This is a genomic window from Rhodovulum visakhapatnamense (genome assembly GCF_004365965.1).
GTDB lineage: Bacteria > Pseudomonadota > Alphaproteobacteria > Rhodobacterales > Rhodobacteraceae > Rhodovulum > Rhodovulum visakhapatnamense.
On the sequence record NZ_SOEB01000008.1, the window covers coordinates 175,232 to 182,015 of the forward strand.

A 6,784-nucleotide genomic window follows, 5' to 3' on the forward strand; every position below is an offset into this window, starting at 1 on the left:
AGGTTCCCATGAAGACCGTCATCGCCGCGGCGCTGGCCGCGCTGGCCGCCATGCCCGCAACCGCCGAAGACAGCCCCCGCGACAACCCGCTGACCGCAAGCCCGGTCTGGGACGAGATCCGGCCGCAGATCCTGGGCCAAGGCGCGACGCTCGCCGAAGGCCCCGCGCCCTTCGAAATCGAGGCCCCCTACCGCGCCGAAGAGGCCGCGACCGTCCCGATCCGGATCCGCCAGACCGACCCCGAGGCGCATATCGCCCGCGCCCGCCTGGTGATCGACGAAAACCCGATGCCGCTGGCCGCCGACATCGTCTTCGGCCCGGCCATGGCGCCGCTTGACCTCGAGCTTCGGGTGCGCGTCAACCAGTATTCCAACGTCCGGGTGATTGCCGATACCGGAACCGGCCTCTTCATGGACGGCCGCTTCGTCAAGGCCTCGGGCGGCTGCTCGGCCCCGGCCAGCAAGAGCCCCGATCTGGCGCTGGCCGATATCGGCCGGATGCGGCTCAAGCCCTTCGCCGACACAGCCCCCGCGCTTTCGACACCCCGGCGCGAGGCCCAGATCATGATCCGCCACCCGAACTATTCCGGCCTGCAGCGCGATCAGGTGACCCAGCTCTTCATCCCGCCGCTCTATCTCGACCGGATCGAGGTGCGTCAGGGCGGCGAGCTTCTGTTCCGCGTCGAGGGCGGCATCTCGATCAGCGAAAACCCGGTCTTCCGCTTTTCCTATGCCGACAATGGCGCCCCCAGCCTGCATGTCCGGGCCGAGGACACCGACGGCCATGTCTTCGAACAGGATCTGCCGAAAGACGGCCAGATCTGATCCCCACTCTTCTTCTTGGTCCCAATACCCCCGCCGGAGGCGCCGCGCGCCCGGCGCGCGGCCCGGCCCAACGCCGGACAAGCGGGGCGAAGCCCCGTGCAGGCCGGGGGCGGGAGCCCGCCCTCACTCGAAACAGACGATCTCGGCCTCGGCCTGGGCGCGGCGCAGCTCGGCCACGAAGGCCCGGGCCGTGGGCGCGGTCCGGAACATCGACATCCGCTCGCCCCCCACCTGCTGCAGCGACAGCACGGTCTCGGCCTCGACATAGGCCTCGTAAGGCAGGATCGACGCGATGGTGTCGATCGAACAGGCGCATTTCTGCAGCACGTCGTGCCCCTGCCCGTTTACGGCCATGCAGGCAAAGACGTAATCGGCCCGGACGGCGGTCGGATAGTCGTTCAGCGCGGCCACCACATCCTCGGCCGCCGCCGACCCGGCCGACCCGGTGCCCAGCGCCACCGCCAGAAGAAACACCGCCCGCCTCATTGCCCCGGCTCCGCTGCGGGCTCTGTCAGGGTCAGCCGCGCGGCATAGGCCGCGCCCCCGGCCCCGGGGACCGTGGCCGAGAGGCTGCGATACCAGCCCGGCACCGCGTCCGAGACCGTCACCGCGATCTCCATATCCGCAAAGGCGCCCATCCGGGCGCGCGCCGGATCGGCCTCGAACGGATGCAGCACCACCACCTCGGCCGCCACTTCACCCGCGCCCCAGGACGCGCGCACCGGTCGCCGTTCGGCCGGGCGCATCAGGGCCTCCTTCAGGCGGTTGCGGATGTAGAACGGGCTGCCGCCCATCGTCCGGGCCATGTCGCGCACGACGCTCTCGACGAAGTACATCGCGACCGGGTTGCCGACCCCGGCCGGAAAGCTGCCGATGGCGCGAAACCGCTCGCCCTCGATCAGCCGGAGATCGGCCGTGTCGGGCGCGCCGGGCGGAAAGACCAGCCGCAGCTCTCCGGTCTCGGCCGCCGCCTCCCCCGGCAGGGCGTCGTTCTGAACCGACCGCCGATAGACCAGCCCCTCGTTGCGCGACACCCCGTCAAGCGTGCCGGTCCGGAAGATCAGGTCATAGGCCTCGCCGGGCGCCGTATCGGCCGCAAACAGGGCGCTTGCAGCCCCCGCCAGCAAAAGCCCGGCCAGAAGACCCACCATCCTGCTGCGCATCGCCCGTCCTCCCTCTGCCACCGAGCCTAGCCGCGCGGCCCTGCCTGTCACGCCAGACTTTCGTCGGCCATGACCGGCGCGCCCGCCCGCAAGGTCCGGCCGATCAGCGGCCGGAGCCGCACCAGATCGACGGGCTTTCGCAGCACCGCAAAGCCCCGGTCCGCCGCGATCCGCGGCAGGGCCTCGCTGACATCGGCGGTGATCATGATCGCCGGAACCCTCACGCCCGCGGCACGGCGTAGCGCGTCGATGGCGAGGACGCCATTGTCCTCGCCATCAAGCTGATAGTCGGCCAGAATCAGGTCGGGGGCCATGCCGATCTCGGCCACGAGGCCCAGCGCCCCGGCGGTCGAGCGCGCGGCCAGCACCCCGGCCCCCCAGGATTCAAGCGCGCGCGTCATGGCAAAAAGCACGTCGCTGTCGTTTTCGACCGCCAGAACGAGCACCCCGTCGATCCCGTCGCCCGCACCGCCTGCCCGCTCGTCGCAGCCCGTCCGGCAGACCGCCTCTGGCGGCTCCACCCGATCAAGCGCGATCGAGAAGACCGACCCCACCCCCGGGGCCGAGCGGACGCTTAGATCGTGGCCCAGATGCCGGCAAGTCCGTTCGACGATGGACAGGCCCAACCCCATGCCCGAGCCCGGTGGCACGTTGCCTGCCCGGGTGAACTCCTCGAAGATCCGCGTCTGATCCTCGCTGGAAATGCCGATCCCGGTATCCCAGACCTGCAAAAGCGCCCGGCCGCCGCGGCGGCGGCAGCCGACCAGAACCCGGCCGGTTTCGGTATACTGGATCGCGTTCACCAGAAGGTTCTGCAGCGACCGCATCAGGAATTGCGGATCGCTCTCGACCCAGAGTGCGGCCGGGATCACATCGAGCCGGATGCCCTTTTCGGCCGCGACCATCGCGTAATCCTCGCCCAGCGCCCGCATGATCGGCCCCAGACAGACCGGCCCCGGCGTCAGCGCCGCCCCGGTGCTTTCCAGCCGCGACAGATCCAGCAGCGCCCGCAAAAGCGATTCCATCGAGGCAAACGAGCCCTGCAGACGCTCGACCATCGGCTCGAGCCCGCTGCCACGCGCGCTGTCGCGCAGCGTCGAGATCATCAGCTTGGCGGCATTGACCGGCTGCAGCAGATCGTGGCTCGCGGCGGCAAGAAACCGCGTCTTCGAACTCATCGCAGCCTCAAGCTCGGCCTTGGCCTGGCGCAGCTCTTCCTCGACCCGGGTCTGAACCGCATGCTGGTCGCGCAGCCGCCGGTTGGCTTCGGTCAGCTCGAAGGTGCGTTCCTCGACCCGCTTTTCCAGCACCTCGGTCGCCCGCGATTCCAGCGTCACATCCGAGATGTCGGCCAGAAAGCCCCGATCGGGCAAGAGATGCACATGCAGATCCAACACCCGGCCGCTTGCATGCCGCAGACGCCGGCGCAGCTGGCCCTCTGCCCGCAGCCGCGTCAGCCAGAGGTCGATATCGGCAATGTCGGCCTCGGCGACCAGACGGTTCTCTTTTACATGGCGCAGGATCTGCCCGAAAGTCGTGCCGTCCTGCACCAGCGTATAGGGCAGCGCCAGCAGCTCGCGGAACCGGCCGTTCCGGATCGTGACCTCGCCCGTCCGGGAAAAGGTGCAAATCCCCAGCGTCATGTGATCGAAGGCGGCCTGCAGGTAATGCGCCTGCATGTCGATCAGCAGATCCTTTTCCATCCGGTTCTTGCGGACGATGTCGGTGATCTCGGTCTGGGTCAGGATCAGGTTGTCCGACCGGGTGCGCTGCCGCGCGATCTGGAACCAGCGGTCGCCCTGCAATTCCAGCACGAAGGTCAGACTCGCCCCATCGGCCGTGCGTCGGGTGATCGCCTCGGCCAGATCGCGGCAGGCGCGGTCGGGATCGGCCAGGGCCCGGCTTGACTGCACCGCGCGGAAATAGTCCTCGACCGTCAGGCCGGGCAGGATGCGGGCGGAAATATCGGGCAGGATAGACTTGAAAAGGTCGTTGCAGACCTGCAGCCGCCCTTCGTGGAACAGCGCGAACCCGCCTTCCATCGCATCGAGCGCCTCGCTCAGCCGCAGGCGGGTCTCTTCGCGGTCGACCCGGGCGCGCTCAAGCTCGGTCGATGTCCGTTCCAGATCGCGGGTCTTGGCCCAGACCTGCCCCTGCAGCGCGACCGCCGACTGGAAAAGCCCGTATGCGCTACCGCCCATGTCGTGCTGGCGGTTGCTGCGCCGGATCAGCGCGTCGATGATACGCGCCTGCCGCGCGATGATGACCTCCGGCGGCTCGTCCGGGTCGATCATGCCAGCCCCCGGGTGCGGGGCTCGAAGAAAGCGACGCCGACAAAGGTCTGGTTCACATGCACCCCGCAATGCTGTTCGCCATAGGTGTTGAAGCCCAGCACCCGGTGGCGGCGCAGGATCTCGGAAGCCGGGGCGGTCAGCTGCTTCTGCCCGATCTCGAGCTTTCGCAGGAAGCAGTCGAAGCCCAGGATGAAGTCCGGCGCCCGCCCGGCCGCGTCGGTCACAGCAAGCTCCTCCTCGAGCGTCCGCAGGATCTCGCGCCCGCGCCCGAGCGTCAGCAAAAGCCCGTCATCGATTGCCGACAGGAACGAAAGCGCCCCGGTCTCGGCCACCTTCTGGATCGCCCGCACATGGTAGATCGAATTGTTGCGCACCAGCACCGGATGTTCGGCAAAGACCTGCGGGCTGAGCGCCTCGACCGGACAGCCGACGAGCCGGGCATATTCCTTGGCCGCGGGCGCCCCGTTCAGTTCCAGCACCAGCCGCTCCTCGGGCACGGCGTCGGTCACCACCATCAGGTGTTCGGTCGGCAGGAAATGGTCGAAGCCGAGCCCGCGAAAGTCCAGATCGGTCTCGATCAGCACCAGAAGGGCGGCATCACGGTGCAGCGCCCCGTCCTGCAGGATCGCGGTTTCCCGGAACCGCAGCGCATCGGCGGCCGACCCGCCGAAGACCGGCACATCCTCGAGCCCCGCCGCAAGCGCCGTGACCAGCAGGTCTTCCTGCTTGGAGAGGCCATCCGCGAAGATCAGCGCCAGCCGGTTCCATTGCGCGCTATGGGCGAATTGCGCAGCCAGGCGGCGGGCCTCGGCCGAAACCTGTTCGATGGAAAACGGCGAGAGCGGGCTGATCAGCCGGGTCGCACAGCGGAAATGGGCGCGCGGAAAGGCCAACAGCAGCAACGCGTCGTCCTCGTAGCCCTCGGGCGTGATCTGCCCGGCCGAGCTGCATCCGAAGACGGGCAGGCCCGGCAGTTGCCGCGCCAGCGCTTCGGCCAGCGGCGCGCGCGCCAGCCGATCGGGAATGAAGGCCAGCACGAACCGCGCCTGGCTCCGGTTGATCTGTGCCGCCGCCTCGGCCGCGGCACGCGCCGGGTCGGCGGTGCGCGACAGCCCGACACCAAGGGTTCCGGACCCGGATCCGGCCGCGGCGCCATCCCGGACGCTACTGGCTGAGGAAGGCCCGGGCATCGGCCTCCGAGAACCCCGCTCCGACATCGACGGCGGCGCTTTCGATCAGCACCGCTGCCTGGGTCCGGTTCTGCACCCCAAGCCGACGCAACAGCGCTGTGATATGCGCCTTGACGGTCGCCTCGGCCAGCGAAAGTTCATAGGCGATCTGCTTGTTGGGCTTGCCCGCGCAAATCAGCCGCATGATGCGGGCCTGCTGCGGTGTCAGTTCGGCAATGCGGCGACCGATTTCCTGAGCGCTGGCAGCGCGCGGCGCCCGCATCGCCGACCGGCAGGCCCGGCGATAGGCCAGCGGCAGATACCGGTTGCCGACGCGGATCTCGGCCAGGGCCAGTCTGAGATCGTCGATCGAGGCATCTTTGGGGACGAACCCAGCCGCACCGCCGTCCATCAGAGCGGTCACCACCTCGACCGAGGTCAGCGCCGAAATCACCAGGATCGGCACCTGCGGCAGACGCTCGCGCAGCCGGGCAAAGCCGCTGATCCCGGCCACATCGGGCAGCTTGAGGTCCAGCATCACCAGATCCGGCAAGAACCCAGATCCAAGCGCCCCAAGACCCTCGGCGAGCGTCGTGGCGGTCCGGATCTCTGCATCGGGAAAAGCATGCCGAAGGGCGACGGCAAGCGCATCGGAATAGAGTGGGTGATCATCGACGACCAGAACGCACTCTATGGCCGCCAATGCCGGCGCAACCGGTTCATGGCTCATTGGTCTTTCCTCCCACGTCCGACGCTACCAAATCGCGCTGAGAAAAGGCAACGGTTTAGACCATGTCACGGGCGAACGGTCCTGGATAGCCCGCCGGACCTGTCGACACCCGGAGGTTCGCGCCCACGCAGCCCGATCCCAGGACGACGTTGACCAGGTCGAGAAAACCTGGGAGCCCTCCGGCGCTGGCTGTCGGGATGCCGGTTCCGAAGCGTCAGAAGTCTTGCCATCCTGCGTCGTTGACCGCGCGCTTGCGAGGCTCGCCCACGGCGGGCGCAGCTTCGGGGCGGGCGGAAGGGGCCGGCCGCGCCGTCGGCCGACCGGGCGCCGCGTTCCGAAGACGGAACCGTGCCACCAGTTGCTGCAGCGTCGATGCCTCCTGCTTGAGCGTGGTGCTGGCCGCGGTCGCCTCCTCGACCATGGCGGCATTCTGCTGGGTCACCTTGTCAAGCTCGGTCACGCCCACGTTGATCTCGCCAAGCCCCACCGACTGTTCCTGCGCACCGGTCGCGATGTCGCCGATCAGTTCGGCGATGTTGCTGACGCGCTCGACGATATCGGTCAGCGCCTCGCCGGTGCGGTTCACCAGAGAGACCCCTGATTC

The 6,784-nt window shown here is 68.5% G+C and carries 7 protein-coding genes; 1 reads left to right on the plus strand and 6 read right to left on the minus strand.

What is annotated here, in order from left to right; translation table 11 throughout:
• Positions 1 to 8 precede the first annotated feature (8 nt).
• Positions 9 to 824 (plus strand): quinoprotein dehydrogenase-associated SoxYZ-like carrier, encoded by an 816-nt coding sequence (locus EV657_RS09700; RefSeq protein ID WP_134077757.1) that lies wholly within the window; start codon positions 9 to 11, stop codon positions 822 to 824.
• A 123-nt stretch (positions 825 to 947) separates the two neighbouring features.
• Here EV657_RS09700 and EV657_RS09705 read toward each other — a convergent pair whose 3' ends face one another.
• The 6 genes from EV657_RS09705 to EV657_RS09730 all read right to left on the minus strand — a co-directional run.
• Entirely contained in the window at positions 948 to 1,310 is a 363-nt protein-coding gene (locus EV657_RS09705) for a hypothetical protein (RefSeq protein WP_075784592.1), read from the minus strand.
• Positions 1,307 to 1,987 (minus strand): hypothetical protein, encoded by a 681-nt coding sequence (locus EV657_RS09710; RefSeq protein WP_243837525.1) that lies wholly within the window; start codon positions 1,985 to 1,987, stop codon positions 1,307 to 1,309. The genes EV657_RS09705 and EV657_RS09710 overlap by 4 nt, the downstream gene beginning before the upstream one ends.
• Before the next feature lie 47 nt (positions 1,988 to 2,034).
• On the minus strand, positions 2,035 to 4,281 hold the full coding sequence (locus tag EV657_RS09715; protein ID WP_113669025.1) for a PAS domain-containing hybrid sensor histidine kinase/response regulator: 2,247 nt from the start codon (positions 4,279 to 4,281) through the stop codon (positions 2,035 to 2,037).
• The gene (locus EV657_RS09720; RefSeq protein ID WP_134077758.1) at positions 4,278 to 5,471 is read right to left on the minus strand and encodes an FIST N-terminal domain-containing protein; all 1,194 of its coding nucleotides are present in this window, start codon (positions 5,469 to 5,471) and stop codon (positions 4,278 to 4,280) included. Before EV657_RS09720 ends, EV657_RS09715 begins: the two co-directional genes overlap by 4 nt.
• Positions 5,446 to 6,180 (minus strand): response regulator, encoded by a 735-nt coding sequence (locus tag EV657_RS09725; RefSeq protein ID WP_075784589.1) that lies wholly within the window; start codon positions 6,178 to 6,180, stop codon positions 5,446 to 5,448. The genes EV657_RS09720 and EV657_RS09725 overlap by 26 nt, the downstream gene beginning before the upstream one ends.
• Before the next feature lie 214 nt (positions 6,181 to 6,394).
• Positions 6,395 to 6,784: methyl-accepting chemotaxis protein (locus EV657_RS09730; RefSeq protein WP_243837526.1), on the minus strand; the 390-nt coding region annotated here is incomplete at its 5' end.

Bases quoted from the DNA above. Each gene is read 5' to 3' on its own strand.
- EV657_RS09725 (WP_075784589.1), bottom strand. From the start codon at position 6,180: ATGAGCCATGAACCGGTTGCGCCGGCATTGGCGGCCATAGAGTGCGTT.
- EV657_RS09705 (WP_075784592.1), bottom strand. From the start codon at position 1,310: ATGAGGCGGGCGGTGTTTCTTCTGGCGGTGGCGCTGGGCACCGGGTCG.
- EV657_RS09715 (WP_113669025.1), bottom strand. From the start codon at position 4,281: ATGATCGACCCGGACGAGCCGCCGGAGGTCATCATCGCGCGGCAGGCG.
- EV657_RS09710 (WP_243837525.1), bottom strand. From the start codon at position 1,987: ATGCGCAGCAGGATGGTGGGTCTTCTGGCCGGGCTTTTGCTGGCGGGG.
- EV657_RS09720 (WP_134077758.1), bottom strand. From the start codon at position 5,471: ATGCCCGGGCCTTCCTCAGCCAGTAGCGTCCGGGATGGCGCCGCGGCC.
- EV657_RS09700 (WP_134077757.1), top strand. From the start codon at position 9: ATGAAGACCGTCATCGCCGCGGCGCTGGCCGCGCTGGCCGCCATGCCC.